General features: G+C 53.6%; 1 pseudogene. It reads left to right on the top strand.

From position 1 onward, the window contains the following. A pseudogene (locus D4A39_RS19420) lies at positions 1–377 on the top strand (thiazole synthase); the annotation flags it as partial.

Here is a 377-nt window from a genome sequence, read left to right as displayed (position 1 = left end):
AAACGTATCGAACTCGAAGACAAGCAGGACGACTTGCTCTCTCATATTGTGCAGAACCCAAATATCCAGCTCCTTCCTAACACCAGTGGCGTGCGCAACGCCGAGGAGGCTGTATTCGCAGCACAGATGGCTCGAGAGGCTTTCGGAACCAACTGGCTCAAGCTCGAAATCCACCCAGACCCTCGCTATCTTCTTCCAGACTCTATCGAGACGCTGAAGGCTACCGAGAAACTGGTAAAGCTCGGTTTCGTGGTATTGCCATATTGCCAGGCGGACCCTACCCTCTGCAAGCACCTCGAAGAGGCTGGTGCTGCTACCGTGATGCCACTTGCTGCACCTATCGGCACCAACAAGGGATTGAGAATGAAGGACTTCCT

Origin of the sequence: Alcanivorax profundi, assembly GCF_003597125.1 — a bacterium.
Lineage (GTDB): Bacteria > Pseudomonadota > Gammaproteobacteria > Pseudomonadales > Alcanivoracaceae > Alcanivorax > Alcanivorax profundi.
This window is presented reverse-complemented; position numbering and strand designations above follow the sequence as displayed.